This is a genomic window from Larkinella terrae, from assembly GCF_009668025.1.
Lineage (GTDB): Bacteria > Bacteroidota > Bacteroidia > Cytophagales > Spirosomataceae > Larkinella > Larkinella terrae.
In genome coordinates this window covers 665,292-692,025 of sequence record NZ_WJXZ01000002.1, presented here as the reverse complement: position 1 = coordinate 692,025, position 26,734 = coordinate 665,292, and the positions used below count along the sequence as shown (strand labels likewise).

General features: G+C 51.7%; 25 protein-coding genes. 13 read left to right on the top strand and 12 right to left on the bottom strand.

Features of this window, described 5'->3' with window-relative positions:
* Positions 1 to 217: 217 nt before the first annotated feature.
* Both GJJ30_RS06850 and GJJ30_RS06845 read right to left on the bottom strand, forming a co-directional pair.
* Positions 218 to 1,078 (bottom strand): SMP-30/gluconolactonase/LRE family protein, encoded by an 861-nt coding sequence (locus GJJ30_RS06850; RefSeq protein WP_154174392.1) that lies wholly within the window; start codon positions 1,076 to 1,078, stop codon positions 218 to 220.
* 95 nt (positions 1,079 to 1,173) lie between these two features.
* Positions 1,174 to 2,418 (bottom strand): MFS transporter, encoded by a 1,245-nt coding sequence (locus tag GJJ30_RS06845; protein ID WP_154174391.1) that lies wholly within the window; start codon positions 2,416 to 2,418, stop codon positions 1,174 to 1,176.
* A 111-nt stretch (positions 2,419 to 2,529) separates the two neighbouring features.
* Here GJJ30_RS06845 and GJJ30_RS06840 point away from each other — a divergent pair, with 111 nt between their 5' ends.
* On the top strand, positions 2,530 to 3,177 hold the full coding sequence (locus tag GJJ30_RS06840) for a phosphoribosylanthranilate isomerase (protein WP_154174390.1): 648 nt from the start codon (positions 2,530 to 2,532) through the stop codon (positions 3,175 to 3,177).
* A gap of 54 nt (positions 3,178 to 3,231) precedes the next feature.
* Here GJJ30_RS06840 and GJJ30_RS06835 read toward each other — a convergent pair whose 3' ends face one another.
* Positions 3,232 to 3,666 (bottom strand): Hsp20/alpha crystallin family protein, encoded by a 435-nt coding sequence (locus tag GJJ30_RS06835; RefSeq protein ID WP_154174389.1) that lies wholly within the window; start codon positions 3,664 to 3,666, stop codon positions 3,232 to 3,234.
* 401 nt (positions 3,667 to 4,067) lie between these two features.
* On the opposite strand from GJJ30_RS06835, the gene GJJ30_RS06830 reads away from it, so the two are divergent.
* Positions 4,068 to 5,417 carry a tetratricopeptide repeat protein gene (locus GJJ30_RS06830; protein WP_154174388.1) on the top strand — a complete coding sequence of 450 codons (1,350 nt, stop codon included), beginning with the start codon at positions 4,068 to 4,070 and terminating at the stop codon, positions 5,415 to 5,417.
* A gap of 88 nt (positions 5,418 to 5,505) precedes the next feature.
* On the opposite strand, the gene GJJ30_RS06825 is transcribed toward GJJ30_RS06830, so the two are convergent.
* Complete coding sequence (locus GJJ30_RS06825) at positions 5,506 to 6,276, bottom strand: AMP nucleosidase (protein WP_154174387.1); 771 nt, start codon at positions 6,274 to 6,276, stop codon at positions 5,506 to 5,508.
* Between the two features lie 77 nt (positions 6,277 to 6,353).
* On the opposite strand from GJJ30_RS06825, the gene GJJ30_RS06820 reads away from it, so the two are divergent.
* A complete protein-coding gene (locus GJJ30_RS06820) occupies positions 6,354 to 6,797 on the top strand; it encodes a type I restriction enzyme HsdR N-terminal domain-containing protein (protein WP_154174386.1) in 444 nt (147 codons plus the stop codon).
* Between the two features lie 60 nt (positions 6,798 to 6,857).
* Here GJJ30_RS06820 and GJJ30_RS06815 read toward each other — a convergent pair whose 3' ends face one another.
* The 4 genes from GJJ30_RS06815 to GJJ30_RS06800 form a co-directional block, all read right to left on the bottom strand.
* Positions 6,858 to 7,535 carry a YceI family protein gene (locus tag GJJ30_RS06815; protein WP_154174385.1) on the bottom strand — a complete coding sequence of 226 codons (678 nt, stop codon included), beginning with the start codon at positions 7,533 to 7,535 and terminating at the stop codon, positions 6,858 to 6,860.
* A gap of 68 nt (positions 7,536 to 7,603) precedes the next feature.
* Positions 7,604 to 8,065: a MarR family winged helix-turn-helix transcriptional regulator gene (locus GJJ30_RS06810; RefSeq protein ID WP_154174384.1), complete on the bottom strand. Its 462-nt coding sequence runs from the start codon at positions 8,063 to 8,065 to the stop codon at positions 7,604 to 7,606.
* A 139-nt stretch (positions 8,066 to 8,204) separates the two neighbouring features.
* On the bottom strand, positions 8,205 to 10,109 hold the full coding sequence (locus tag GJJ30_RS06805; protein ID WP_154174383.1) for a BamA/TamA family outer membrane protein: 1,905 nt from the start codon (positions 10,107 to 10,109) through the stop codon (positions 8,205 to 8,207).
* A gap of 58 nt (positions 10,110 to 10,167) precedes the next feature.
* The gene (locus GJJ30_RS06800; protein WP_154174382.1) at positions 10,168 to 10,695 is read right to left on the bottom strand and encodes a GNAT family N-acetyltransferase; all 528 of its coding nucleotides are present in this window, start codon (positions 10,693 to 10,695) and stop codon (positions 10,168 to 10,170) included.
* Positions 10,696 to 10,780: 85 nt separating this feature from the next.
* Between GJJ30_RS06800 and GJJ30_RS06795 the strand changes: the two genes are divergently transcribed.
* The 4 genes from GJJ30_RS06795 (at position 10,781) to GJJ30_RS06780 (ending at position 13,229) form a co-directional block, all read left to right on the top strand.
* Positions 10,781 to 11,368 (top strand): Maf family protein, encoded by a 588-nt coding sequence (locus tag GJJ30_RS06795; RefSeq protein ID WP_154174381.1) that lies wholly within the window; start codon positions 10,781 to 10,783, stop codon positions 11,366 to 11,368.
* 78 nt (positions 11,369 to 11,446) lie between these two features.
* On the top strand, positions 11,447 to 11,917 hold the full coding sequence (gene moaC, locus GJJ30_RS06790; protein WP_154174380.1) for a cyclic pyranopterin monophosphate synthase MoaC: 471 nt from the start codon (positions 11,447 to 11,449) through the stop codon (positions 11,915 to 11,917).
* Positions 11,895 to 12,524: an NTP transferase domain-containing protein gene (locus GJJ30_RS06785; RefSeq protein WP_154174379.1), complete on the top strand. Its 630-nt coding sequence runs from the start codon at positions 11,895 to 11,897 to the stop codon at positions 12,522 to 12,524. The genes moaC and GJJ30_RS06785 overlap by 23 nt, the downstream gene beginning before the upstream one ends.
* Positions 12,525 to 12,566: 42 nt before the next feature.
* Positions 12,567 to 13,229, top strand: a complete 663-nt coding sequence (locus GJJ30_RS06780) for a thiamine diphosphokinase (RefSeq protein WP_154174378.1) — start codon at positions 12,567 to 12,569, stop codon at positions 13,227 to 13,229.
* On the opposite strand, the gene porU2 is transcribed toward GJJ30_RS06780, so the two are convergent.
* Positions 13,230 to 16,622, bottom strand: a complete 3,393-nt coding sequence (porU2, locus tag GJJ30_RS06775) for a putative type IX secretion system sortase PorU2 (RefSeq protein WP_154174377.1) — start codon at positions 16,620 to 16,622, stop codon at positions 13,230 to 13,232.
* Positions 16,623 to 16,917: 295 nt separating this feature from the next.
* Here porU2 and GJJ30_RS06770 point away from each other — a divergent pair, with 295 nt between their 5' ends.
* The 3 genes from GJJ30_RS06770 (at position 16,918) to GJJ30_RS06760 (ending at position 20,854) form a co-directional block, all read left to right on the top strand.
* On the top strand, positions 16,918 to 17,340 hold the full coding sequence (locus GJJ30_RS06770) for a PadR family transcriptional regulator (RefSeq protein ID WP_229312994.1): 423 nt from the start codon (positions 16,918 to 16,920) through the stop codon (positions 17,338 to 17,340).
* A 38-nt stretch (positions 17,341 to 17,378) separates the two neighbouring features.
* Positions 17,379 to 19,937: a PspC domain-containing protein gene (locus tag GJJ30_RS06765; protein ID WP_154174376.1), complete on the top strand. Its 2,559-nt coding sequence runs from the start codon at positions 17,379 to 17,381 to the stop codon at positions 19,935 to 19,937.
* 161 nt (positions 19,938 to 20,098) lie between these two features.
* Entirely contained in the window at positions 20,099 to 20,854 is a 756-nt protein-coding gene (locus GJJ30_RS06760; protein ID WP_154174375.1) for a head GIN domain-containing protein, read from the top strand.
* A 93-nt stretch (positions 20,855 to 20,947) separates the two neighbouring features.
* On the opposite strand, the gene GJJ30_RS06755 is transcribed toward GJJ30_RS06760, so the two are convergent.
* The 3 genes from GJJ30_RS06755 to kdsA form a co-directional block, all read right to left on the bottom strand.
* Entirely contained in the window at positions 20,948 to 21,970 is a 1,023-nt protein-coding gene (locus tag GJJ30_RS06755; RefSeq protein ID WP_154174374.1) for a phytanoyl-CoA dioxygenase family protein, read from the bottom strand.
* A 227-nt stretch (positions 21,971 to 22,197) separates the two neighbouring features.
* Complete coding sequence (gene kduI, locus GJJ30_RS06750) at positions 22,198 to 23,028, bottom strand: 5-dehydro-4-deoxy-D-glucuronate isomerase (RefSeq protein WP_154174373.1); 831 nt, start codon at positions 23,026 to 23,028, stop codon at positions 22,198 to 22,200.
* 58 nt (positions 23,029 to 23,086) lie between these two features.
* Entirely contained in the window at positions 23,087 to 23,896 is an 810-nt protein-coding gene (gene kdsA, locus GJJ30_RS06745) for a 3-deoxy-8-phosphooctulonate synthase (protein WP_310588201.1), read from the bottom strand.
* A gap of 402 nt (positions 23,897 to 24,298) precedes the next feature.
* On the opposite strand from kdsA, the gene GJJ30_RS06740 reads away from it, so the two are divergent.
* Genes GJJ30_RS06740 through rnc form a run of 3 tightly spaced genes read left to right on the top strand, consistent with a single transcriptional unit; the run spans position 24,299 to position 26,598 of the window.
* Complete coding sequence (locus GJJ30_RS06740; protein WP_038121612.1) at positions 24,299 to 24,535, top strand: acyl carrier protein; 237 nt, start codon at positions 24,299 to 24,301, stop codon at positions 24,533 to 24,535.
* A 23-nt stretch (positions 24,536 to 24,558) separates the two neighbouring features.
* Positions 24,559 to 25,812, top strand: coding sequence for a beta-ketoacyl-ACP synthase II (fabF, locus tag GJJ30_RS06735; protein WP_154174371.1), 1,254 nt, complete (start codon positions 24,559 to 24,561; stop codon positions 25,810 to 25,812).
* Between the two features lie 9 nt (positions 25,813 to 25,821).
* Entirely contained in the window at positions 25,822 to 26,598 is a 777-nt protein-coding gene (gene rnc / locus GJJ30_RS06730) for a ribonuclease III (RefSeq protein WP_124874953.1), read from the top strand.
* Positions 26,599 to 26,734: the final 136 nt, after the last annotated feature.

The following is a 26,734-nucleotide window of genomic DNA, read 5'->3' as shown; positions in this document are numbered from 1 at the left end:
CAAGATTATGCTGCTGATTATCAGTCAATAAAATCCCGTAGGGATGAAATCTTTGTAGCAAAAAAACTGCCCAAAATTGCCAGCGTGCCGGAGGTACGTAACCGAACGTACTTCCGGCACGCTGATAGGTCAAAAGCCACCGATTTTCTACAAATAGTACGTCCCGCTGGGACTTTAAAAATTCTATTTCGTATTAGAACCTCCTTTTTATAATCGCTTATTCAAGCCGATACGCTACCAGTTTATTCTTTAAAAACGTCGGTACGACCAGTAGTTTTTTGCCGGGAACGTAGGTGATATCGGCGGCATTTACTTTTTCTTTCCGGGTGTCGAGTAACAACTGCTGCTGGCCATCGGCCGTGATGTAGAAAAGGCGGCCATTCCAGTCGGAGACGATGAAATCTTTTTTAACCGCCACAATACCGTCGGTGTTGGCCATGCCGTCGGCCAGTTTCGTCAGGGCTTTGGTTTCGACGTCCATCGCCTGCAATGCGCCGATTTTGGTGCTGCCCACCATCAGTTTTTTCGTGCCAACCGCCAGTAAACCGTTCGGATTATTAATTTCCCCGCCATCGACCCAAACGTCCCACTTGCTGTCTTTCAGGCGGTAAATCTTGTTGTTGCGGTTGTCCGACACATAAACCGTCCCGTCTTTGTCGATCGTTACGTCGTTCAAAAACGCCTTTTTATCAATCGCATCCCAGGTTTGCTCGGCCTGCCCATTGCTCAGGTTAATAGCTACCAGCCGGTAAACATCCGTTACATACAGGCGGTTTTTGTGGATTCCCATGCCTTTGGGCGCATTCAGGCCGGTGGTCCACTTGATGCTTTCAATTTTGCCGTCGAGCGATACTTTCGAAATAAAACCGTCGCCATCCAGCGAATCGGATTTGCCGGAGATATTGGCAACGTATAAAACATCCCCTTTCGGGTCGTACAGCACGGATTCGGGCGTCCGCAAGGTGGAATCGGTTTCCCAGACTTTTACTAATTTCTTTTCTTTTTTGGGCGATTCAAACGCCGACAAAGTGATGAACAGCAGCAAACTGCCGCCTAAAAGCAGGTTTAGTAGACGCATGATTCGATAGCAGATGAATTTACGGTTTTACGTAGTAAGTAACGACACCGCTGCCGTTATTCCAACGGCTTAACCGGTTTGACAGGCAATAGGTTTTAACTCAAACGAACCGCGAACAATTCCTTGGAATTGTAATACACATACGCCACCACAATCAGCGTAACAACTCCGCCCAGCGCCACCGATGGCACCACGCCCAGCAGCCGGGCGGCCACGCCGGATTCAAAAGCGCCAATTTCGTTCGACGAACTGACAAAAATACCGTTGACCGACGCCACCCGCCCCCGCATGTGGTCGGGCGGAAAAATTTGTAAAACCGTGTTCCGGATCACTACGCTGACGCTGTCGAACGCACCCGTCACAAACAGGGCAAAAACCGACAGCAAAAAGTTGGTCGAGAAAGCGAAAACCAGCGTGAAAATGCCGAAGCCCAATACCGCAATCAGCATGTTGCGCCAGGCGTTGTGCGTGGGTGGAAACCGGGTCAGGAGGATCATCGTCCCGATGGCACCAATGGCCGGAGCAGCCCGCAGAACGCCCAGGCCCTGCGCACCGACTTTCAGAATGTCTTCAGCAAAGATGGGCAACATAGCCACCACGCCACCGAACAAAACCGAAAACAAATCCAGCGAAATAGAATAGAGAATGATCTTGGTTTTGAACACAAACCGGATGCCTTCGCGCAGACTGTTCCACAGACTGTCCTGCGGGCCTTCCATAACCGGAACCGGTTTTTTCTTGATGAACGACAGCAATACCAGACAGATGAGTAACAGTCCGATCACCACCAGCAGCGAATTGTCCAGGCCCAGCCAGACGTAGAGAAAACCGGCAATGCCCGGCCCGGCAATGGCACCAGCCTGCCAGAACGAACCGCTCCAGGTCGAGGAATTGGCGTATAACTCGCGCGGCACCAGAAACGGTTTCAGCGACGAACTGGTGGGCGAATAAAATCCCTTCGCCGTTCCGATCAGCACAAAAACGCCGTAAATCACAACCAGTTGCGCGGTTTTCGACAGATGCGCCACCACCGACGGCTGAAATACGAGGTACAGAATGATGGAACCGAAGATGATGACCGATAAACTGATTTGCAGAATTGACCGTTTTTCACGCCGGTCGGCCACGTGACCACCAAAAAGCGATAAGGAGATGAACGGCAGCGCTTCGGCCAGCCCAACCAGACCCAGCGCCAGCGGATCGTGCGTCATTTTGTATAATTCATACCCCAGAATAACTTCCTGAATCAAAAGCGTGGCCGTAATCAGGAAACTATTGGCGGCAAAAAAGCGAAACTCAGGGTAACGAAGGGCCGCGTATGGATCATTCGTTGTATTCATACCGCAAAAATAACTGTTGAACCAGAACTCTCTTGATTAGTAAGGCAAACTATAAATTCTTTGTTCATTATTTTGCAATTTTTATCGTTCAACCCGAAAATTACCTTCGACATGCACGTTAAAATCTGCTGCATCAGCAGCGTGGAAGAAGCCCGGATGGCGGTAGGTGCCGGTGCGTCGGCGGTGGGTTTGGTGGGGAAAATGCCCAGCGGACCGGGTGTCATCGGCGATGAGCTGATCCGAACCATTGCGCAAACCGTACCGCCCCCCATTGCTACTTTCCTCCTGACGAGTGAGCCAGGTGCCGAAGCGGTTATCGACCACCACCGGCGGGTTTTCACCAATACGATTCAGCTTGTTGACGGCTTACCTTCAGGAAGTTACCGGCTTTTACGGGCGGCTTTACCGGGTATCAAACTGGTGCAGGTGATCCACGTGCTCGACGAACTCAGCATCGACGAAGCGCTGGCGTCGGCCGAAGAAGCGGATGCGTTACTGCTCGATTCGGGGAATCCAAAACTGGCGGTGAAAGAACTCGGCGGAACGGGCCGCCGACACGACTGGACGCTGAGTCGCCGGATTGTGGAACAAAGCCGGGTGCCGGTTTTTCTGGCGGGCGGCCTCAATCCGGAGAATGTCCGACAGGCCATCGACACCGTGCAACCGTTCGGACTCGATATCTGCAACGGTGTTCGGACGAACGGAAAGCTGGATCCCGAAAAACTGGAGCGGTTTTTCGCCAACATCCATAGTCTTTAAAAATAAAAACCCCGACCAATTTGATCGGGGTTTCTTTCTATGCGTCGACTCAACTTACGCGATTGCAATTTGTTTGGGTTCGATCACCGGTTTTTCAACTTTCGGCAGATCAATTTTCAAAATACCATCCGTATAAGCGGCCTGGATTTGTTCGTTGTTTACGTTTTTCGGTAACCGGAAACTCCGTTCGAAGGAACTGTAACTGAACTCCTTGCGGGTATAGTTTTCCGTTTTGTCTTCTTCCGATTGTTCCAGTTTAGCCGAGATAGTCAACTGATTGTTAGTCAGGTTAATCGCGAAATCTTCTTTCTTCAAACCGGGAGCGGCTAATTCAATGTGATAAGCGGTTTCATCTTCTTTCACATTCACGGCAGGAACGACCGTATGAGCGGTTTTGCCACCCGGCGTGTTGAAATGACGGCTAAATTCGTTGGTTACCAAATTGTTAAAGAAAGAAGGAAATTGGTTGTAATGCACTAAGGTTCTCATGACTTTTATGTTGGTTATTTTTTAATTTCTTAACTACATCTCCTCTTATTCAACTTGTGTACCAATCGAAAAAAACTTAAATTTACCGCCATTTTGTCATAAAAATTCTCTTTTTTCTCAGTTTTTATGACATTTTGTCTTTATAAGCAGAAATATTGGCAGAATGATTTTCAAATTCTCTGTCGTTTAAAGCTGACGAGACCCGAGCTGCTCAAGCGGTATTAGCAGGCCGACACAGGCTTTACGTTCTTTTCAATTACAGAATTTACGGAAACGAAAAGGTAAGTCTTGCCTTTTGGAGTAAGTAGGTGGGAAAATTTAATGTAACTGAATGTTGATGCATCGACAATCAAGTCTTATTTTTAGGCCTCTGAACCTTCCTCTCAACCGTAATTTTACTTATGTTCAAATTTTACCGTCCTCTGTTCTTCTTCCTTTGCGTTTTACTGAATATCTCCCTCACACAGGCACAGACGCAGCAGGTCGCGGCCAATTTTTTTGACGCTGGAATTTCGAAGAGTAAATCGGGCGATTACATGGGCGCTTTGCAGGCATTCAGCATGGCCATCGGCGCCAACCCCGAAAATGCCCCCAGTTATTACAACCGGGGCCTCGCCAAAGCCAATTTGAAAGATCACCGCGGAGCCATTCTGGACTACGACCGCGCCATTGAACTGAACGGGAAAGATGCACTCGCTTACCTCAGCCGTGGCGTGAGCAAGAGCAAGCAGGACGACCACAGGGCAGCCTTGATGGATTTTAGCCGGGCCATCGAACTGGCCCCCGATGATCCGCAGGCGTATTACAACCGGGGCGTTAGCCGGACCCGTCTGGAGCAATACCGGGGCGCTTTGCAGGATTTTTCCAAAACCATTGAGTTAGATCCGAATAATGTCCCTTCGCTCTACGCCCGGGGCATTACCAAACAGAAACTGGACGATTTTTCGGGCAGTCTGGCCGATTTTTCCAAAGTAATTGAGCTGAATCCCAAACGGGCTCAGGCGTATGCGGGTCGGGGCGCTTCGCTGATCCACCTGGGTCAGTACCAAAAAGCCATCGACGATCTGAACAAAGCCGTTGAACTGGCTCCTGAAGACGGCGAATCGTTCTACAACCGGGGCTTTGCCAAAAGCAAGCTGGAAGACTACAAAGGGTCGATGGGTGACTTCGACCGCGCCATCGCCATTGAAGCCGCCAATTACCGCGCTTTTTACGGACGGGGTTTTAGCCGGGGTAAATTAGGTGACCAGCGCGGAGCCATTCAGGACTTTAACACGGCCATTGAAACCAACAATGACAATGTGGTCGAAACAAAACTGGTTTACGCCGGCAAAATTTCCCGGGCGGTGCTGGACGGTTTGCGGAATGCGGTGCAACAGAAAAATGTCATCGACGCCCTGTCGACCGACCGCGCCGAAGCGTACTTTAACCGGGCCGTCAGCCGCAGCAAAATAACGGACATCAGAGGTGCGACACTCGATTTGAACAAAGCCATTGAATTGAATCCGACGTATTCCGAAGCGTATTTCACCCGGGGTCTGATCCGCTCGCAGCAGGGCGATCAGAAAGGCGCCATCCTCGACTGCAACAGCGCCCTCCAGCTCAATCCGAAATATTCCGAAGTTTACTACGTGCGCGGCATCATCCGCCACAGCCTGGGCGACGAAAACGGCGGCTGCCTCGACCTCAGCAAATCCGGTGAACTAGGCTACACACCTGCGTATAAGGCGATTAGTGATTATTGTAATTGATAAAATAATGAACAATTAATGAAATGAACAATTAACAATGAAGAGACTGACGCACGTTTTCATTGTTCATTGTTAATTATTCATTCTTTTATTCAAACCGTAAGTGTTTAACGGATTCGCCGGAGGTGGCGAGTTCGCGGAGGGAGTCGATGCCGATCTGGAGGTGTTTTTCGACGAAAGTGCCGGTGACGCGTTTGTCGCTTTCTTCCGTTTTGACACCTTCCGGAACCATCGGATTGTCAGACACCAGCAACAACGCGCCGTGCGGAATGGCGTTGGCAAATCCGACGATAAAAATGGTGGCGGTTTCCATATCGATGGCCAGCGCCCGGATTTCGCGCAGATAGTCCTTGAAGGTTTCGTCGTGTTCCCAGATGCGCCGGTTGGTCGTATAAACCGTGCCGGTCCAGTAATCCAGCTCGTGTTTTTTGATCATGGACGAAACCGCCCGCTGTAATCGGAACGACGGCAGGGCCGGGATCTCGGGCCGCATGTAATCGTTGCTCGTTCCGTCGCCCCGAATGGCCGCAATCGGCAAAACCAGATCCCCGACGAGCGTCTTTTTCAGCCCTCCGCATTTGCCCAGAAACAAAACCGCCTTGGGATTCACGGCGGTCAGCAGATCCATGACGGTGGCCGCCATCGCGCTGCCCATTCCGAAGTTGATAATCGTGATGTTGTCGGCCGTCGCGGTTTGCATGGCCCGGCCCATCCCGTAAATTTCCGTACCGTATTTTTGGGCAAACAGCTCGACGTAGTTGATAAAATTCGTCAGCAGAATATACTCGCCAAACACTTCGATGGGTGTTCCGGTATAGCGCGGTAGCCAGTTCCGAACAATTTCTTCTTTCGTTTTCATGGTATGAAGTGCGTGATGAATGAACCGAAGGAGGACGGATTGGTTCGTTAATCCGCCAGATTCCTTATTTTTGGAGAATGGAATCGCTAAACCTACCGGTTTTTGATTACAATACGAAGCAGATCGAAGGGAAACCCTACATTTTCGATGTGTTGCGGAAAAAGTATGTGCTGATCACCCCGGAAGAATGGGTCCGGCAACACGTCGTGCATCTGCTGCTGAACCAGTATGGCTATCCGAAAGCACTGATCCGGTCGGAAGGAGGTTTGAAACTGAATCAGCTCCGGAAACGCACGGACATTCTGGTGTTCGACCGGCTGGGGAAACCGTTTTTGCTGGTGGAATGCAAAGCTCCCCAGGTGACCGTCACTCAGCAGGTGTTCGATCAGATTGCGCGCTACAACCACGTTCACCAGGCACCCTACATCGTGGTCACCAATGGCCTGACGCACTTCTGCTGCTGCGTCGATTACCAGCTCCAAACCGTTGATTTTCTGGACGATCTACCCCGATTTGCCTAAAAAATTAAAACCGCCCTCCGTTGCCGGAGGTGCGGTTTTGATCAAAAGCAGACTAAGAACTTATTTAGTCTTAACGGCTGATGAAGCGTTGTCGGCAGTGGCAACAATGTTCAGATCAACGGTAAAATCGTCGTAGATCACTTTGTCGCCGAGGTTATCGAAGAAGGATTTCGAACCGTAGCGGATATCGAATTTCGCGCGGTTGATGGTCGCTTTACCGGTGGCATTCAGCGTGTTGCCGGAAACCGCAACCGTTACCGGGAAAGTGACGGGATTCGTAATTCCCTTGATGGTCAGGTCACCGGTTACATCCGATACATTTCCGTTCACCGGTTTTACTTTGGTAATTTTAAAGGTCGCAACCGGGTGTTTTTCAACCGAGAAGAAATCGTCTGATTTCAGGTGATTGATCAGCTTGTCGTGGTATTCCTTGTTGTCTTTGAGGTCGGTGCTGGTGATAGTCCGCAGGTCGATCGATACGACACCGCCTTTCAACTGGTTGCCACTCAGGGTCAAATACCCTTTTTCGGCTTTTACCGGGCCGGTGTGTTCGCCGGTTACTTTTTTACCATTCCAGGTCAATACACTTTTGTCGACGTCGATGTTGTAGGTCGTCGTTTTGGCGACGTTCTTTTTGGCATTTTTGTCAGTACCACGATCAGACGTTCCGTTTGCTGCTACGGGATTACTCAGTGCCACGGTTGCGGCCACGAATCCTACTAAAATTTGCTTGTACATGAGATTAACTTGAGGGAAGTTGGTTGGTTGTAAATTGATTAACTTATAAACTTAAAAAACTGGTAATTCTATTCGGTCGATCCGCGGAGTTTGTCCAGCAGGCGGTTCAGTTCGTCGGCTTCGGCTTCGGTCAGGTTATGAAACCGCGTTTCCCACTGATTCTGATGCTGATCCATGATTTTCAGCAGCTCCAGTCCTTTTTCCGTAATCACCACATCGACGGCCCGGCGATCATTCGGGCATTCGGTACGCTGGGCTAATTCTTTAGCCAGCAATTTATCGACCAAACGCGATGCATTCGACATTTTATCCAGCATCCGCTCGGTAATGTCCGCTACTTTAACCGGATTGGGGTACTGCCCGCGCAAAATACGCAGCACATTGTATTGCTGAATGGTTAACCCATACGGCTTCAATAGATACATCTGCTCGTCGCATACCCAGCCGTTGGTATACATCAGGTTTACCGTCATCCGATGATAGGGCGACCTGAACGAGGTGGTTTGTTTTATGTCATTTTCGATTGGCATTGTCATTAGGGCTAAAAGGGAACGGCTTTGTCGGTTCAGTTGCAAAATAACTATTTAACCTCTAATTCCCATTTCCATTTAACGTTACAAATATAATGTCTATACATTTAATGTAACAACACTATAACCAAAAAAAGTTTCAGCGGTATGGAATAATTTCCGGGGCCGAGGTGTCAAAGTCGCGAAAACGGGCCGTAGGGACGCCTTCAAAGGCGGGCCGGAAGGGAGCGGCATTCCCTGGAATATTCGGATACCAGGCGATTCGTATCTGAAAACTGTTAAACGTCAGGTTTTCGTTCCGCAGCCGGAAAGCCACGCCATACCCCTGATACAGAGGCCCCTGAAACAGTTTTCGGGTTTGGTAACTCACCAGACCGAGGTTGGCGAACGTGACGATGGCTACCCGAAAACCGACAATGTTCAAACGCGAAAAAAGCAGGTTTTCAATATTGGTGAGTAACAACCGGGTTCCGCGCAAATTGTCATTGTTAATTCCAAGCCGGTCGCGGCCACTGAGCGTAATGTACTCATTGTTAAACCGTTCGGCGCCCATTGTATAACGGAAGTTGATGAAATGCCGCCAGTTGCCCCAGTTCGTTGTTCGAAGGGGCGTAAAATAACTCGACTCCAGGGTAAGCACTCCCTGCTCCACCTGGGTTTTGCTGCGCAGGTAACTACCGATGCTCAATGCGCCATACAAATAGCCGAACGATTCCAGATAGTGGGCTTTCGAATACTTGAATCCCAGATACTTACGCTGCCCAAGCTCGGCGTTGTCATACCCCGCCACAATCGACGCCAGGCTCCCGTACGGAACGTCTTCCGTCCGCCCAAAACCGTAAATCAGGACGTCACGCACGTAACGGCGACGCGACAAACCGATGCTGAACAGGGTGGCATTGGTATTCTGAAACAACTGATTGGTATCGGCCCGCACCTCCGGGCGGGAGGTAAAGGCCAGCCGCGTAAACCGGGCCGCGATGACCAGCCGCGTCCGGTCGTCGCCTTCGCCCAGAAAACTGAAGAATGGTTTGAACGCATAACCGGCCCAGATGTCGTTGTAATAATAGCCCAGGCGGGTAAGTCGCGCGGTATCTTCCGAAAAAACCACGTAGCGGGGAAACCGGTTGTAGCTCAGTTCGGCCGACCCGGCCCATTTGGTATCCGGGGTCAGAAACGGGCGGTAAAACCGGAGGGAATATTGCTTCAGATCCCGGGTCTCAATCAGATCGGCCTGCCCCGTAAAAAAGGTTTTGCCAATGTAAGGAACGATATACCGCCCCCGGTATTCGAGTTTCTGAAAAGGGTCCGTGCCGTTGTAGGCGATCTGATTGCTAAAGGTGTGCGCAAGGCCGCGAAAGTTTCGCTGATCGAGCCGCAGGTCAAACCGGTTTAAAGCGCCCACACTCCCCGATGGCACCAGCGACCAGACGTCCTGCGTAATGACGTACACATCGACAAAACCGCGGCTCCCGCCGTGAGGCACAACAATGATCCGGGCATCGTGAAACACATTGGAGCTCCGCAGCAGCCGTTCGTTGTCGCGCAGCGTGTCCGGACTGACACGATCACCCTCCTCGAACAGCAGAAACGACCGCCGGATGACGCCCTCCCGCGTGTCTGCATGAAGCTGGTTAGCGGTTCTTTCCAGCCAGCTTCGCGGCCGGCGCAGCGTATCGTAAACGCTGGGGCCAAAAACACCCAGCCGCCGAACGTAGATTTTATTGATCACGCGGCCCTGGTACTGCACGAACGGATTGACTTCAATTTCGTTGACATCACCGGTTTTGATCCGGCTGTTGTAATTATCGTGAAACAGCAGCTTGTGGAGTTCCCGCGTCACGCGGTGTTTAAACATCCGGTTTTTCAGCTTGACGTAAAACAGACTGTCCCGCTCGATCTGTTTCTGGTCGCGAATGCCTTTTGAAATCGAATCCGTCAGGGTGAGCGTATCGCTGCGGGTGTCGGGAACGGGGATTTTAATTTTCTGCGCAACCGCAACCGAAACCGTCAGCAGAAGCCACAATCCGGCCAGCCAGCTCATTCGAGCGAATGGCGTGTTACCGAAATGGATCTGACGACGTAGCAATTGTTTCACGCGACTAAACTTCTTTTTTCATCCAATAATCCCGCTGCCGTTCGTCGCCAAACTGGAAATAATGCCAGCCACACCGCTGAAAACCGGTTTTTTCGTAAAAGGCAATCGCCCGTTTGTTTCGTTCCCACACACCCAGCCAGACGGTTTGGTACCCTTCATGCCGGGCCAGATTCAGACAACTTTCCATCAAATTTCGCCCCAATCCTTTCCCGATTTGCCGATCCGATACATATAAACGCTGAATTTCGATGGCATGTTGACCACTGAGCTGCCGGGGAGGGCGGTTTCGGCGCATTTTTGCGTAGCCGACCACCTCCTGGTCCGGGCCGATAGTCAATAAAAAAGTCGCTTTGGAGTCCAGCAACTCCCGCCGGATTTTCTCCACCGAAAAGGTCTCTTCAATATACGCTTCCACCAGTTCCGCCGGATTGTGTGGCGGCCCGAAAGCTTCCCGCATCGTGCGGATCGACAGTTCAGTCAGCGCAACGGCATCCTCCGGCGTAGCGGTTCGGATCTGAAAGTCTGTTTTCAAGACGGTTTAGTTGTTATGTTTGCGGTAAAAAGATGCTTCTTTCCAGTTAAGCGTTTAAAGTATACAAATAATATTTCAAAAATCCATGCAATTGACCCGCCCCCTGGTGCTGGCTTCCAATTCACCCCGCCGACAACAACTCATGCGGGAAATGGGCTGCACGTTCCGCGTCGACGTTCGACCAACCGATGAAGACTTCCCGGCGGATATGCCCGTTGCCGACGTTCCGTCGTTTCTGGCCCGTCAGAAAGTCGACCAATTTCGTGCCGATCTGGGCGACCAGCTGGTTTTGTGCGCCGATACGATTGTGGTGGTGGATACCGATATTCTGAATAAACCGTCCGACGCCGACGAAGCCGTGGCCATGCTCCGGCGGCTTTCGGGCCGCGCGCACCAGGTCATGACCGGCGTTTGCCTGCTATCAGCCGAGGAAACCGTTTCGTTTACCGACGTTGCGACGGTGATTTTCAATCCGCTTGATGACTACGAAATCCGGTCGTACGTGGAAAAATACCGCCCGTTCGACAAAGCCGGTGCCTACGGCGTGCAGGAACCCATCGGCATGATCGGCATCCAGCGCATCGAAGGTTCGTTCTACACCGTCATGGGCCTCCCCGTCCACCGCGTCTACCAGGCCCTCAGGAGTTATGAGTTGAGAGTTAACCCTAAATAATGAACGATGGATGATGAATTATGCGGATGCGCTCAATTCATCATCCATCGTTCATCATTCATCATTTAGAATCTTTATATGTTTTCCCACTTAGATTCAAAAGGCAATCCGTCGATGGTGGATGTCGGCGACAAAGCCATTACCCGCCGGGTGGCCCGCGCCCGGAGCGTTGTGGTCCTGAACGACGATATTATGCAGCATTTGCAGGGTCAGGAGATTCAGACGAAAAAAGGCCCGGTTTTTCAAACCGCAATCATTGCCGGAACAATGGCCGCCAAACGCACCTCCGACCTGATTCCGCTCTGCCATCCGCTCGGGCTGGATAGCTGCAAGTTCACGATTGTGGCCGAAGGCAACGAAGTCATAATCGAATGCACCACTGCCCTTGAAGCCAAAACCGGGGTGGAAATGGAAGCGCTGGTGGGCGCGTCGGTGGCCGCTCTGACGGTTTACGACATGTGCAAGGCGTTTTCGCACGATATTGTGATCAAAGAAACCCGGTTGTTAGACAAAACCGGTGGCAAGCATGACTTCCACAAAACCGCCTGAGCCGACTCCTGCCCTGCTGGGTCTGGTGCTGGCCGGTGGCCGCAGCACGCGCATGGGTGTGGACAAAAGTACCATCGACTACCACGGAAAACCGCAGTTTGAATACCTGCACGATTTACTGAGTCCCTATTGCGACGACGTTTTTGTGTCGGTCAACGCGGAGCAGGCAAACCAATGGGCCGTTGGCCGGTTTAAGTTGATTGAAGATCAGGCGTCGGTGGCCGGTCCATTGGTCGGTATTTTAACTGCGTTCCAGCAGCAATCCGCTCATCATGCCTGGCTGGCGGTGGTCTGTGATTTGCCGCTGTTATCCGAACAATCGATCCGGAAGCTGGTCGAAAACCGCAACCCGGATAAAATGGCAACGGTTTTCTGGGACAGCGACCACCGGTTTCCCGACCCCTCTATTTGCATCTGGGAACCGGCGGCCTACCCGGCGATTTTACGGGCGATCGAAGCCGGAGCACCATTTCCCCGAACCATCCTGATGACGAACGACATTGAGTTGGTAGAAATTGACAACGTCCGGGAATTAATCAATGCCAACACCCCCGACGATAGGGCCGTGATCCGCCAACATTTACAAACCGGAAAACACCCCTCCTAATTCAGCGTCCATCATTCATAACCCATAATTCATACCTCCCTTATGTCTTCCCACCACATCGTTCGCGACAAACAGGAACCGGCTTTGTTGATTGCCAACGGCGAAAGCTGCGACCCGGATCTGCTGGGGCAATTGCTCGAATGGAATCCGTTCGTGGTGGTGCTGGACAAAGCAATCTGGCGCGTGCTGGATCTGGAAATAAAAGTGGATGTTTTGCTGGGAGACTTCGACTATCAGCCTGATTTTGAATTGATTCGTCAGCGGCAATACCCGATTGAAATCATTCACACGCCCGACCAGGCCAATACCGATCTGGACAAAGGCATCGCTTTTTTGATCGAACGCGGTTTTCCGGCCGTCAACATCGTGTGGGCCACCGGGCGACGCGCCGACCACTCGATTTCCAACATGACCAATATGGTCCGGCATAAAAACCGCATCAAGATTGTCATGGTCGATGATCATTCGAAAATTACGCCCCTGGTTGGGGCATTCGAAAAATGGTACGCCAAAGGGACGCCGATTTCCCTCATCCCGGTCGGCACGGTCGACGGCATTGTTACCGAAGGCCTGAAGTACAATTTAAATGATGAGGCCCTGACGCTGGGCTACCGGACCGGCAACAGCAACGAAGCCGCCGAAGACGGTTTTGTCCGGATTCAGTACCGAACGGGGGATTTGCTGCTGATGGAATGCTGGGATTGATCAGCGATGCAGAACAACTTTTCCGGTTTTCCGGCGGCCATCTTCCAACGTTAACTGAAACAGATACAGGCCGTTGGGCAGTTGCACCCCACCCTGATCGGTGCCATCCCACAGAAAGAAATTTTCGCCAACGCGCACGGACTGCCGGATTGTCCGAACGAGCTGACCATTCAGGTTCCGAATCAGAATCTGACCGTCGCCCGGCGGTTCCTGGCCGGAAACCGTAAAGCGAAACCGGGTGTGGGTCAAAACCGGATTGGGCGTGGCCTGCACGACTGACAAACTGTCGTCGGTTTTCACCCGAAACTGAATTTCGTAGGGCTTCGGCCCGGCCCGGTTTCCGCTGACATCGGCCGCGTAAACCTGCAAAACATAGTTGCCGTCGGCCAGATTTTTCGGCTGATAATCCAGCACAAACCGGTTGTCTGATTGGGCCGGTTTCCAGCTGACGTCCGGGCTGTTCAGCGTAACGCGTTCGAGATCGCAGGTGGCACACGGTTTTTTCAGAAAGACATCAATTCCGACGGTATCCTGCCGAATTCGATACGGATCTTCGTCCTGCAAGACCAGCCGAATCAACGGATTCGCCGAAACCAGCGCGCCATTCTGCAGCAAAATACCATCAAATGTCACGTCCAGCTGCGGATTCAACCGGTCCAGGGGAAACCGCTGGCCGGAATCCGGCAACACGACCGTATACCCGTCCATACCGGTTTTCAGGTCAAAAACCAACACGTTATTGGTTTCGTCAGACTCATCGATTTGCAGATCCGGATCAACCGCAATCTCAAACCGGTTCGGCGTTTTGGCCGGGCCGGCGCTGGAAAGCGACTCGGGTTTGAAGGCGTAATAAAGGGTATCCCGGTAGGCAATGGCCGCGTGCATTTTCGTGCCATAAGAACGCATCGTTCCGTCGTCCAGTCGCTGCCGGATGGCCAGCCCCACCCGCTGCCCGGCATCGAAACGCCCGGCATTGGTCACCACAACGCCAAGCCGCACCGAATCTTTTTGCGAACTTCGCTGAAAAACCCCGGACGAATTGAGGCTAAAATCCGGTTTTTGAACCGGGAACAGCCGCAAAACCGGGTCGCCCTGCAACACCATCTGGTGGGCATTCGAGATGTCGTACGCGCCGTTGTAAGCCGCCAGCACCTGCCGGGTGGTTTCCTGCTGAACCAGGCCAATGGGTTGATTCAGAAAGGCGCTATCGGCGAATAACGTTTGGTAGAACTGCCGGGTGTAGGTTTCGAGCGGACCGGAAAAACCCGAGCCGCTGTGGGCCAGAATCGCAATCGCTCCCTTGTCGGGCGCCAGCAACCAATCGGTGGAGAGGTTATTAGTGGCTCCAAAAAAGATATTTCCGACTCCGCAGCCGTTGAAAAACAGCAGCGGATAACGCCCCTTGTTGCGAAAACCGTAGGCTGGTTTCGACGCATACCCAAAATCCAGATCGGTTACAATGGGCGACGAATGCCCGAAAAACGTCATCATGGAAACTCCGGAATTGACGATATTACTGACGTCGACGCGCTCCACGGGCTCGTCGGTTTGTTTTGATCGAAGAATAACATTCGCGCCAACGTACTGCTGCCGGGCGGTTTCACTGGCCTGATCCAGAATCCGGCGGAAGGTCGACAGTTCATAGGCCGAACGTCCTCCGCTCAGGTGCAGAATCTCCTTCCGCCAGGGTTCATTCACCGGAACGCGTTCAAATTCCTTCACTTTTGCGAGGTAGACCAGAATCTCCTGCGGGCTGAGCGTGTTGATTCGCCCGGTCGGAATGGCCGGTACATTTTCGGGGTAACCCGCCAGTCCTTCGGTCAGCAGCAGGTCAGAAGCGGGCACGTTCCCAATCGTTAAAACCAGATCCCGGTAATATTGATCGGGACTGGTCCGATTCGGGTAATAGGCGTTGGCGCGCCCGATCAGCAGCATGTATTTCGTGGTATCGCGGGATGCGGTTTTTCCCGTCAGCATGTAATCCGCAAACCGCCGGATGGCCAGCGGAGTCCGTTCGCCGTAACTGAACTGATTGATCAACTGCTTCATCGTAACGACCAGCGTATCGTGGCTCCCGCCCGCTGGCGACGCCCGGTAGCCCGCATACTCCCTGACGGGATCGGGCACGTTGCCCACCGGTTTCATCAAAGCTTCGTGGCTCAAGATCAGGTAATTATGTTTCGCTGGATCGATCTTCCGGAAAACCGTACGCTCCAACCGGGTCGGCGTCAGGGTGACGGCGCTCACCAGCAGCCGACGCGAAACGGCGGTTTCCGGAACCAGCAGTTTCAGAACAGAACCATCGCGCGTTGTTGCCAACCGGCGCGGCTGAACCGGATCGGTCAGGTCGTAGATCAGCGGATCAGCGGGCGCTTCGGTGAATTCGATGTAGGATTTTCCCTTCGGATTAGGCAGCAGGTTGAACGTCCGCCGGGAAAGATTGGCCAGACTGAACGATTGCGGATACCGGAGCCGATAGTAGCTGACAGAATACCGGTCGGTTTCAAACGGGCCGCGCGAGCGCGTTGAAAGAACCAGCTCATTGGACGCCGAAATGTCCGTCGGGGAAATGTCGAAAGCTACTTTGGAAATATCAAACCACTCAAACCGGGTCGTTGCCGCTGGCGATTGCGCCGGAGCGGTTTTTCCCGCAAACACATCCAACAAATGCGACGTATTATCCCGCCCGTTCAGCAACACTTCCATTTCGATTTTTTGCAATGCCGTTCGCACCCAGCCGTCGAGTAAAAAAGTCTGACTGACGGTGCTGTCTTTCTTCAGCAGCGGGCCGGTATAGCCTTCACCCTGTTCAAAAAACAGTTCATACGCGCTGGGAAAAGGTGCTGGCGCGTTCGTCGACTGATTGGTGGAGATTTCATGGGTCAGAACCGTGAGCTGTTCGGCCAGATGGTACGGTTCCGGTTCCTGCCCGTTCGGATCGGTTTCGGTCAAAACTGCCATCCGCTTGCCCGGTTTTCCGTCCAGCCGCCAGGTCAGAAAATAAGCCGCTGTGTCGGAATACATGCTGTAATACGGATGCGGCTGGGCACTCATCGGGCGGTACAGCAGCGAATCCTGCTGCCCGTCGTTTCGCTCACCGATGAATTCGAGGTAATCGCCGGAATCCAGTTTCTTGTCTGATTCACCGGCAACGTAAATGGCTTGCTCGACGCCCCGACGGAATAACTGTAACGAAGTCGGGTTGATGGACGCCGTTGAGATACCAGCTTTCTGTAAATCGCTCGTCGTCAGCCGATAAACACCGGCCTCCGTCAGCGGGATTCGGTAATAGGTCTGGGAAAAATTGATCCACTCATTTCCTTTTTCAGTTGATCGTGCAATCAATTTTAGCGTACACAGACAGAGCAAAAAAGGCAGCGTTACGGTTCGCATGGCGGGATGAAAAAAGGTACGGCTCGATAAACTTACAAATTAATCTGAACTTCCTCCAAATCCGCCATTCATCTGGGTATTTCTTCCGCTTATCATTTCGGCTCATACAATTTTCTAAAGTACCTTGCATTGCATAGTACCTTTTTGTACCTTTGAACTATCAAAACTGGAAAGGTCAGGAGCTGATTGGACCACTTTTAAAAAGTAAACAACACCTGATGAACAACAACATGGACCTAATGAACACCCCGATCAGCTCCCACCACCGTCAACTAGTTAAACGTCATGCAATGATATGAATATTGAAAATGCACAAGTGCAAATGCGGAAGGGGATTCTGGAATTCTGCATTCTGCACATCATCTCGCGGGGCGAAGTTTATGCTTCCGACATGCTGGAGGAACTGACATCTGCCCGCATCATGGTCGTGGAAGGCACGCTCTACCCCCTGCTCACCCGGCTCAAGAATGCCGGGTTGCTCGATTATAAATGGGTTGAATCAACCTCCGGACCACCGCGTAAGTACTACCTGCTGACCGAAACCGGCCAGGCGTCTCTGAAAGGAATGAACGAAACGTGGCAGGAACTATCCGATTCGGTGAACTCGATTGTCAGTAAAACCGATAAACACAAGGCCGCCATCAACGGATTGACCACGGTGGAATCAGCGGTTCCGGCCGTCGACAACGATCCCGACGCACCTTCTCCGGAAAACTGACCTAAACACATCACGACTCTTTCACACGCGTTTTTGCCATGAAAAAGACCATCAGTATAAATATAAGCGGAGTGATCTTCCACATCGAGGAGGATGGCTACGATAAATTAAAGGGTTATCTCACGTCGATTCAACACTACTTTTCGACCTACGAAGACAGCCAGGAAATCATCACCGACATCGAAAACCGGATTGCCGAAAAACTGATCAACAAGCTCAAAGCCGCCGAAAAACAGGCCAGTCCGCGTCAGGTGGTGACGCTGGAGGATGTCAACGAATTGATCCAGTCGATGGGCACCGTCGCCGATTTTGAAGCGATCGAGGAGGAAGACAGCATCGGAGCCAGTTCTTCAGCCGCCGGTCGTTCGCAATCGGCGTTTGAATCCGCCCGCCCCGCCAGCGAAAGCCGGGAGCAGAAAACCGGTGGTTCGGCCGGAACCGGTCCGGTGCCTCCGCGCCCCGCCCATACGGCCCCCCGCAAACTGTACCGCGACTTACGCCGGAAAATCGCCGGTGGAGTAGCGGCCGGGATTGCCAATTATTTCAACATCGACCCGGTTTGGGTGCGGCTGGTTTTCGTAACGCTCATTCTGGCGCTGCCGCCGTTCAGCGGCATCATGGGTGGTGGCGGTGAGTTTTTTGGCGGCCTTTCCGGTTTTACCGTGGTCCTGTACATCGCCATGTGGATTGCGTTTCCGGGTTCGACCACCCTCGAAGATGACAAAAGTGTCAAGAAATTTTACCGAAATCCGGACGACAAAGTGCTGGGCGGGGTTGCTTCGGGTATTGCCGCTTACTTTGGCACCGATTCCGGCGTGGTTCGCCTGTTGTTTGTGCTGACCATTTTTCTATTTGGTACCGGTTTTCTGGCTTACCTCGTTCTCTGGATCATCTCTCCTACGGCCAATACCTTAACCGAAAAGATGGAAATGCAGGGGGAGCCCATTACGCTCTCGAACATCGAGAGCAATATCAAGCGCAGCCTTGATATCAACGAAACCGCCGAAGAAAGCACCGTAGCCAAAGTTTTACTGTTCCCGTTTCGCATCATTGCCAGTATTTTCAACGGTCTGGCCAGTATATTAGGTCCGATGGCGCGGGGTACGGTATCGATCGTACGGGTGTTGGCCGGGGTGTTTCTGGTCGTGGTCGGTTTTGCAATCATGATGGGCGCCCTGGGCGTATTGGGTACGGTTTTCGGGTTGCGGGGCATCCACTTCGGAGGCAGTGACATTCCGTACATGCTTCAGCGTGAAATCTCTCCCCCGATGATTTTGTCGGCCTTCGTAGCGGTTTTTCTGCCGGGTCTGGGTCTGGCCATTCTGGGAATTATGATCATCACACAGCGGGCGCTGGTTACTACGGGCATTTCACTGACGCTGTTGTGCATCTGGTTTTTGGGTCTGGTTGGTCTGGCCGCCACGATTCCGCAGATAGTTAGTGAGTTCAGCCGGACCGGCGTGGTCGAAGAAACCGAAGTTATCCAGCTTCCGGCCGCCATTCCGACGCTCGATATCAACGATATCGACAACCATGACGGTGATTTTCATACGTCGATCGAACTGGAAGGCATTGATGGAGCTTCCTGGAAATTGCTAAAACGATACGAAGCGCAGGGTCCAACCCGTCAGGAAGCCCAGCGGAATGCGAAGACGGTGATTTATAACTGGGCCGTGAAAGACTCGCTGGTGCGGTTTGATGATAGTTACGAGATCAAGTCGGGCGCCCGGTTCCGGGATCAGGACATCGACCTCACGGTTTATATTCCCTACGAACGCCCGTTCCGCATGACCGAAGCTTTTGCCCGGCACATCCGCAACGAATTCGGGAATGAGGAAATTGACCGCATGAAATCCAGCATCTGGAAATTCACGAAAGCCGACGGTCTGGTGTCCCTCAACCGCCCGCGCCAACTGAACGAAGACCATTACGAACGGGATTTTGATACCAACGACGCCATCGACGAAGTTCTCCGCAATGAACTGGGTGATGATTTCAACCACAAAGGCGAATATACCCGCCAGTTTGAAGCCGCCAACTTCTCGAAGATTGACATGGGTGGTGCCTTTGCCGTGCGAATCAAACAGGATTCAGCGTTCCGGGTAGTGGCCGATGGCCGCGAAGAAGACATCGACGACCTCCGCGTTCGGGTGGAAAACGGCGAACTGCACGTCGATTTCCGCGACAAAGGAATCTTCAAGTGGAAAAACCGCAAGCGCATCGGCATCACCGTTTCGATGCCGAACGTAAATTCGATCCATTTCTCAGGCGCAACCCAGTCGATCGTGAGCGGTTTCGACAACATCGATAACCTGGATGTGGACCTGACCGGCGCCTGCAAAGCATTGCTGGACGTAAAAACCAACAAACTTGATCTGGACCTGACGGGTGCGTCGAAAGCCACCCTGCGGGGACGTACCAACAGCCTGGATGCGCAGTTATCGGGAGCCTGCAAACTCGATGCGACGTCGATGAACGTAGGACGTGCCGATGTGAATGCCTCGGGAGCCAGCAATGCCGAGTTTGGAACGGTAACCGATCTGAACTCCAGAACCAGCGGAGCCAGCAGCGTCAACGGCCCCCGGAATCAGGAGTAAGCACCTTCGGTCGGACGGCCGCGGCCGCTTTAGTCCGTAAGATCCTTACCACTAACCTGATTGAATAAAATCACGGACTAAACTCCGTGGGTACGCGGTGAGGGTGCAACGTTTTGGAGATTCGTTGCATCTTTACCGCAAATCCTTCAAAACATCTGCATATGAAAAGGCCATTTGCCCTCACCTTATTGACGCCATTTGTGCTATCCGTGGCGGTTTTATCAGTTGCCGCCATCAGTCCTTCGGGAAGCCAGTTGATGGAAATTATGAGTAACCTGAGTGTGCAGGACGAAACCCGTACTTTCAACGTCAGCGACTTCAACCGGCTCGATCTGGGCAGCGCCTTCACCATTCACGTTTCGCGCGGAAGTGGTTATAAAGTGACCGCTTCGGGGCGTAGTTCCGACCTGGACGATCTGGAAGCCAAAGTGATCAGCAATAAATTACAGATTCGGTATAAAGATAAAAATGGCTGGAACCGTAACCGGCAACGAGTGACGGTCAACGTAACCATGCCGGATCTGAAAAGTGTTTCTTTTTCGGGTGCTTCCCGTTCCGATGTAACCGGTTTCCGGAACCTCAAGGAACTCGGCGTCGATATTTCCGGCGCATCGACTTCGACCATTGAAGTCGACGCCGAACGGGTGATGGTCGATCTTTCCGGCGCATCGAACGTGACACTGACCGGCCAGGCCAAGCGGCTGGAAGGGGAAGTTTCGGGGGCAACGACGCTGAAAGCCTATGATTTGAAAGTAGCGAATGCCACCGTAGACTTATCAGGAGCCAGCAGCGCCCGCATGAACGTCACCGACCGGCTCGATGCCGAAGCCAGCGGAGCCAGCAGCCTGACTTACCGGGGTTCGGCGTCCATTCGCTCCAATACGTCCGGTGCCAGCTCGATCAAGAGCGCTAACTAACGAACTTCATGAAGTTATAATAGAGATTGGTAGATTTGAAAAATGCCCGCCGGATTGGCGGGCATTTTTTTATAAAACCGGCTGCGTGAACGGTTAATTAATGTTCACCCCGCGTTTAAACGAATCTTCGTAAGAGGTCAATTTGGGGTCAGCAAACACATCGGCACCGTTCATGTTGATCCGGATGGGTTCGTTAACGAGATCGTGACGATGACGGAAATAACCCAGCGCCGACGAATAGTGGCAGACGTAGGATTTACGGGTCAGATTATCATCCAGAATCGGTTCACCACCGTGGGCCAGAGCCGCATGCCAGATCAGCACATCTCCTTTCTTTATTAAAAGCGTCTTTTTCTCCAGACCCAGACGTTCGCATTCCGCACTCAGGTATTTACCGAAATCCGTCGGATTTTTGGTCGATTCTGCATTGAAAAAAATACCATTCCCCCAGTTAAACTTCTGGATTTTGTGGGAACCGACGTAATAATGCAGTTCGCCCGATCCGGGTTTCACATCTTCCAGGGCAATCCAGGCTGCCGCCAGGTGGCTGGGAACCTGCGGAACAACATAGGGAAAATCCTGGTGTGTTTCCTGCTGCGAACCATACAGGAAAGTCAGGCTTTGCATGGCCACGACTTTCTCATTAAAGATGGCCTCCAGAAAAGACACGATGGCCTTGTGCAGCATTAGTTTCTTGCCAGCGACCGATGCATTGTGGAAGTCCATTACTTTAATATACTGTCCTTCAATGATTTCGCGCGGCACATCCCGAACTTTCATCACCGGATGCTTGACATACTCGGGCCGGTCGATCCGAATCGTAATGTCGTATTCTTTGTGCTTTTCAATCAGCTCCTGCACATCGGCAAGGTAGGCATCGATCAGATCATCCGAAATAACCTGCTCCAGAATGACATACCCGTTTTCCTTCCAAAAATGGAGTTTTTCGGTCAGATCATAAGGTAATTGAAGGGCTTTCGGGAATTGCTTCACAAATCCTTCAATGTCCGGATTTTTCTGGTCAATCCAGGGCAAATTCTCTTTTGGAAAATCTTTTAGGACAGGGGCAGGAAACAATTTGTGATAGGCCTGCCTGGCTTTGTTTACGATGGACATAGTTTCAGGTGACGAAATAACATGCAAAGGTAACCATCAAAGGTAACTGTATCTGGTAACATTTTTATAACAGCACCATGCGGACCCGACGAATATGTTAAGTGAACAACACTCTACTAGCTGATAATCAGGCTTTCCCGTTCAATCAACTTTATTATTAAATACAAATTAAATCTCTATCACTCTTCTATTCTAACTAAAACACGCAGCTGCCTCAGCGAACCCTTTCACCGAATGGCGGTCAATTGGACAAAATCCATATCGGTAAAGGTGTAATTTTCCCCCGCCATGGCCCAGATAAACGAGTAATTGGTGGTTCCGGCACCCGAATGAATCGACCAGGGTGGCGACAGAATCGCCTGATCGCTGGCAACCACCAGGTGACGAGTCTCCTGCGGATGACCCATCAGGTGAAAGACCCGCTGATTCTCAGGAATATCGAAATAAATGTAGGCTTCCATCCGGCGGTCGTGCACGTGGGGCGGCATGGTATTCCAGATGCTTCCAGGCTTCAGTGTCGTCAAGCCCATGACCAGCTGGCTGCTTTGCAGACCGTCGGCATGAATGTACTTATAAATCGTTCGCTGGTTAGCGGTTTCCTGCGCCCCCAGATCAACCGGCGAGGCTTCGGCAGAGGTTAATCTGGCGGTCGGACAGGCGCGGTGTGCGGGCGTTGAAATCAAGGCAAATTTGGCAGGCTGGTCGGCCTGATCGCTGGTAAAAACCACATTCCGACTACCCAGTCCAACGTATAAGCAATCTTTTTTCGCCAGCTTAAATTCCTGGCCATCAACGGTTACCGTACCGTCACCGGCGACGTTGATAATTCCCAGCTCGCGCCGTTCCAGAAAGAAATCGGCTTTCAGCTCGTCGTAAGTAGGCAAGGTTTGCGGACGGCCAACGGGCATGATTCCGCCCACAATCATCCGGTCGTAATGGGAATAAACGAACTCAAATGCATCGGGCTGAAACAGATTTTCGATGAGAAAATCCCGACGGATGCGGTCGGTGTCGTAGTTTTTAAAATCGGTGGGGTTGGTTGTGTACCGGGTTTGCATGGCTATGAGATATAGTTTGGTGGTAGAGCGTCCGGGCGACTGTTTCTACTGATTGTCGTCAGGATATTGCTTTCCGGATCCGCACCAGTTTCGCCAGCAATTCTTCCAACTGATTCAACGGCAACATATTAGCGCCATCCGATTTCGCTTCCGACGGATTGGGGTGCGTTTCGATGAACAAGCCGTCGGCGCCCACCGCAATGGCGGCTTTGGCAATCGTAGCAATCAGCGCCGGTTTGCCGCCCGTCACACCCGACGACTGGTTGGGCTGTTGCAGCGAGTGCGTGCAGTCCATCACGACCGGAACGCCATGGGCCTGCATCACCGGCAGATTGCGGTAATCGACAATCAGGTCGCCATAGCCGAACGAATTGCCCCGGTCGGTCAGAAAAACCGCTGCATCGGGGTTAACGGATTTCACTTTTTCGACCGCAAATGCCATCGAATCGCCCGACATAAATTGTCCTTTTTTGATATTGACAACCTTACCGGTTTCGGCAGCCGCAGTGAGCATATCGGTCTGGCGGCACAGAAAAGCCGGTATTTGTAATACGTCTACGTAGTGGGCCGCCATTGCGGCTTCGTGCGATTCGTGGAAATCGGTAACCGTCGGAACGTCGAACGTCTCGCCCACTTCCTTCAGAATTTCCAGCGCAGCAACGTCACCAATACCGGTAAACGAGTTCAGTTTGGTGCGGTTTGCCTTGCGATACGAACCTTTAAACAGGAACGGAATTTCCAGCCGATTCGTGATATCGACCAGTTTTGCGGCAATATCCAGCGCCATTGGGCGGTTTTCAATGGCACATGGCCCGGCAATCAGAAAGAAGTTACCGGAACCGCTATGTTTCAATTTGGGAATATTCACAGCCGTTTTAAAATTTTCGTACAAAGCTACACAATTGACCTATCTTGAAGGACCCGAATCTACCGAATGGGGCTCCAAAATAACTTTTGCGGTTTTCAGCAGGTTTATTTCACCGCCCGGGTTGGCGACAATAAAATTAAACCGTTTATTGTCGGTCAGACATCCTGATATTATCTCCGAAGAAATGGAATAACCCTGATTCGGCCGGTTTTTGTGTGAACAATTACGGATAATATGGTTCGGTTGTCAAATACAATTTTATTTTGTAATAGGCTGTTAATCTGTCTTTTTACAAAAAAAACCAAGCCCTTTTAAACGATTTTCGGTAGAAAAAATTATTTGACAATACTGTTTTTAATCTCTTTCTTTGCACAGTTTTTAGAACCCCAAACGCATACCGAAATGTCAGAAATTGCAGACAAAGTAAAAGCAATCATTGTTGAAAAACTGGGTGTTGAGGAATCGGAGGTAACGCCGGAAGCCAGCTTCACCAACGATCTGGGCGCTGATTCGCTCGACACAGTTGAACTGATTATGGAATTTGAAAAAGAGTTTAACATCTCTATTCCGGACGATCAGGCGGAAAACATCGGTACGGTTGGGCAAGCCATCACGTATCTGGAAGAGAATGTGAAATAAGCTTTTCATTTGTAGTTCATTCTATGCCTTTTAAACGAGTAGTAATCACCGGCCTGGGCGCTCTTACGCCGATTGGTAACACAGTACAAGAGTTCTGGAGCGGCTTATCTGCCGGTGTAAGTGGCGCCGGTCCGATTACTAAATTTAATGCCGAAAAATTTCGGACAAAATTCGCCTGCGAAGTTAAAAATCTGGATATCAACCAGTTTATTCCTCGGCAGGACGCTCGTAAGATGGATCCTTTCGCGCAGTATGCGCTCATTGTAGCCGACGAAGCCGTCAAGGATGCCGGGCTCGACCTTACGCAGCTCGATTTAAATAAAGCCGGTGTCATCTGGGGTTCCGGAATCGGAGGTCTGAAAACCTTTGAAGACGAAGTCAAAAATTACGCAACCGGCGATGGTTCTCCCCGTTATAATCCGTTCTTCATTCCGAAAATGATTGCCGACAGTGCATCGGGCATGCTCTCGATTCGCTACGGTTTTCACGGTGTCAATTACGTGACGGTTTCGGCCTGCGCTTCGGCCACCAACGCCATGATCGATGCCTTCAACTTTATTCGGCTGGGCCGTTTGAACATCGCCATTTCCGGCGGTTCCGAAGCGGCCGTAACCGAAGCCGGTGTGGGCGGTTTCAATGCGCTGCGCGCGCTTTCGGAGCGGAACGACTCCCCGGAAACCGCTTCGCGGCCGTTCGACAAAGACCGCGACGGTTTTGTGTTGGGCGAAGGTGCCGGGGCTCTTATTCTGGAGGAATACGAACACGCCAAAGCGCGGGGTGCCAAAATTTACGCCGAACTGATCGGGGGCGGCATGTCGTCCGACGCTTACCACATTACGGCGCCCCACCCGGAAGGCCTGGGTGCCATCAATGTCATGAAAGATGCGCTCGACGATGCCCAGATCGGGCCGGAAGCCATCGATTACATCAATGTGCATGGAACCTCCACCCCTCTCGGCGACGTTAGTGAAGCAGTTGCGATTGAGAAGGTTTTCGGCGACCATGCGTACAAGGTGAACATCAGTTCGACCAAGTCCATGACGGGTCACCTGCTGGGTGCTGCCGGAGCCATCGAAGCAATTGCCTGCCTGATGGCGATGAAGTACGGTATTGTTCCACCCACCATCAATCACTTTACCGACGACGAACAATTTAACCCGGAACTGAATTTTACGTTTAACGAAGCTCAGAAACGCACCATCAATGTTGCCCTGAGCAATACATTCGGTTTTGGCGGTCACAATTTTTCTGTTATATTTCGCAAACTTGAGTCCTGAAACAGCCGCGTGCAAGCCGCTTTAACCGACACCTTTTTCGAGCCTATTCGCAGTTTTTTCCGGTTTGGAAACAGCGAACGCAAAAAATTTAAGCGCTCCGTCGAACACATCATTGGCGAAGCGCCAAATAACGTTGGTTTGTACCAGCTTGCGTTCCGGCATACGTCGGCTTCGAAAGAAACAGCCATCAAGGGTTTTAAAGAATCCAATGAACGGCTGGAATACCTGGGTGATGCGGTTTTGGGCATGGTGATTGCCGAGTTTCTCTTCAAAAAATTCCCGTACAAAGACGAAGGCTTCCTGACCGAAATCCGCTCCCGGATCGTCAATCGCGAAACCCTGAACGGCATTGCGCGCAAAATCGGTCTGGAAAACCTGATCGAATACGACGGCAGCCGCAACCGGGGCATCGTGCCTTCCCGCACGTCGATGTACGGCGACGCCCTCGAAGCGTTGGTTGGAGCTATTTACCTGGATAAAGGCTTCCGGTTTACCCGCCGGTTTATCCTGAAAGAATTGCTCGGGCATTACGACCTCGAAGCGCTGATCAGCAACAACGCCAACTACAAAAGCCGCCTGATCGAATGGGCGCAGCGCGAAGGCAAAAAAGTCGAGTTTATTATTATTTCGGAACGCGGAAACAACCACTTCCGCGAATTCATTTCGCAGGTGACGGTCAACGACGAACCGTTTGCGCAGGGCAGCGGCTACAGCAAGAAAAAAGCCGAACAATCGGCCGCCGAAAAAGCCTGTGAGCAATTGCAGATGAAACCGGTTTCCAACTAACCACCGGTTTTACTTTCCTTTATTTCCTCCTCTTTTCAGGCTGTCCATTTGTGTACATCGGCTGTCCGTTTCTGGACAGGATCAGTCGGTAAACGCGTACAGATCGCGCTTCAAGGCGGTTTTTCCAAGTTGGCAA

Coding starts and splice junctions, on each gene's coding strand:
- kduI (WP_154174373.1), bottom strand. CDS start 23,028: ATGCAAACCCGGTACACAACCAACCCCACCGATTTTAAAAACTACGAC.
- porU2 (WP_154174377.1), bottom strand. CDS start 16,622: ATGCGAACCGTAACGCTGCCTTTTTTGCTCTGTCTGTGTACGCTAAAA.
- GJJ30_RS06830 (WP_154174388.1), top strand. CDS start 4,068: ATGTTCAAATTTTACCGTCCTCTGTTCTTCTTCCTTTGCGTTTTACTG.
- GJJ30_RS06765 (WP_154174376.1), top strand. CDS start 17,379: ATGAAAAAGACCATCAGTATAAATATAAGCGGAGTGATCTTCCACATC.
- GJJ30_RS06850 (WP_154174392.1), bottom strand. CDS start 1,078: ATGCGTCTACTAAACCTGCTTTTAGGCGGCAGTTTGCTGCTGTTCATC.
- GJJ30_RS06770 (WP_229312994.1), top strand. CDS start 16,918: ATGAATATTGAAAATGCACAAGTGCAAATGCGGAAGGGGATTCTGGAA.
- GJJ30_RS06845 (WP_154174391.1), bottom strand. CDS start 2,418: ATGAATACAACGAATGATCCATACGCGGCCCTTCGTTACCCTGAGTTT.
- GJJ30_RS06820 (WP_154174386.1), top strand. CDS start 6,354: ATGGAATCGCTAAACCTACCGGTTTTTGATTACAATACGAAGCAGATC.
- fabF (WP_154174371.1), top strand. CDS start 24,559: ATGCCTTTTAAACGAGTAGTAATCACCGGCCTGGGCGCTCTTACGCCG.
- GJJ30_RS06785 (WP_154174379.1), top strand. CDS start 11,895: ATGACTTCCACAAAACCGCCTGAGCCGACTCCTGCCCTGCTGGGTCTG.
- GJJ30_RS06815 (WP_154174385.1), bottom strand. CDS start 7,535: ATGTACAAGCAAATTTTAGTAGGATTCGTGGCCGCAACCGTGGCACTG.
- GJJ30_RS06825 (WP_154174387.1), bottom strand. CDS start 6,276: ATGAAAACGAAAGAAGAAATTGTTCGGAACTGGCTACCGCGCTATACC.
- GJJ30_RS06805 (WP_154174383.1), bottom strand. CDS start 10,109: ATGAGCTGGCTGGCCGGATTGTGGCTTCTGCTGACGGTTTCGGTTGCG.
- GJJ30_RS06840 (WP_154174390.1), top strand. CDS start 2,530: ATGCACGTTAAAATCTGCTGCATCAGCAGCGTGGAAGAAGCCCGGATG.
- GJJ30_RS06780 (WP_154174378.1), top strand. CDS start 12,567: ATGTCTTCCCACCACATCGTTCGCGACAAACAGGAACCGGCTTTGTTG.
- moaC (WP_154174380.1), top strand. CDS start 11,447: ATGTTTTCCCACTTAGATTCAAAAGGCAATCCGTCGATGGTGGATGTC.
- GJJ30_RS06810 (WP_154174384.1), bottom strand. CDS start 8,065: ATGCCAATCGAAAATGACATAAAACAAACCACCTCGTTCAGGTCGCCC.
- GJJ30_RS06755 (WP_154174374.1), bottom strand. CDS start 21,970: ATGTCCATCGTAAACAAAGCCAGGCAGGCCTATCACAAATTGTTTCCT.
- GJJ30_RS06740 (WP_038121612.1), top strand. CDS start 24,299: ATGTCAGAAATTGCAGACAAAGTAAAAGCAATCATTGTTGAAAAACTG.
- GJJ30_RS06795 (WP_154174381.1), top strand. CDS start 10,781: ATGCAATTGACCCGCCCCCTGGTGCTGGCTTCCAATTCACCCCGCCGA.
- GJJ30_RS06835 (WP_154174389.1), bottom strand. CDS start 3,666: ATGAGAACCTTAGTGCATTACAACCAATTTCCTTCTTTCTTTAACAAT.
- GJJ30_RS06760 (WP_154174375.1), top strand. CDS start 20,099: ATGAAAAGGCCATTTGCCCTCACCTTATTGACGCCATTTGTGCTATCC.